Here is a 512-nt window from a genome sequence, read left to right as displayed (position 1 = left end):
CGCGTTTCTCGCACTGCTCCTATTCTTCGACCAACAGATGCGGATTTCGTCCGTTTGGCAAGGAGACGAAATGAGGATTCGTTTCATTGTTTCGGCGCTCGGGGCTGTAGTGGTCGCGTTGGCGGTTGGGTGTGGCGGCGGGCAGGGCGGCGGCCACAACGCCACCTCGGTCGCACCCTCGCCGACGCCATCGATTCGCTGATCTTGGCGCCAGACCTGATTAACGAGATTGTCGGTGCGAAACTAAACTGGGCGTCCAAACCTCCGCCCGGCGCGACCTCCCCGCCCGTGGCCGCCTTCGTCGACGAGGGTAACCCGCAGTGCGAGCCGCTGATCGCGCCGGACACGTACTCGGTGGGGGTGGCTTACACCGCGTGGCGGAGCAATCTCTACAAAGAGGACAAGGACACGTACGAGCATGCGGTCCGTCAAGCCGTTGCGACGGTAGCCGACGCGAAAACAGCGACTCAGTTGCTCGACAATGCGCTCGCGAAGGCCGTAAATTCGTGCGA

General features: G+C 62.3%; 2 protein-coding genes. Both read left to right on the top strand.

What is annotated here, in order from left to right:
- The coding region (locus A9X04_RS31425) for a hypothetical protein (protein ID WP_369828931.1) at nucleotides 1-202 on the top strand (202 nt) is incomplete at its 5' end.
- On the top strand, nucleotides 130-512 hold a 383-nt coding region (locus tag A9X04_RS30915), incomplete at its 3' end, for a sensor domain-containing protein (RefSeq protein ID WP_231985709.1). The genes A9X04_RS31425 and A9X04_RS30915, both read left to right, overlap by 73 nt.

Source organism: Mycobacterium sp. E3247 (assembly GCF_001667785.1).
Taxonomy (GTDB): domain Bacteria; phylum Actinomycetota; class Actinomycetes; order Mycobacteriales; family Mycobacteriaceae; genus Mycobacterium.
This window is presented reverse-complemented; position numbering and strand designations above follow the sequence as displayed.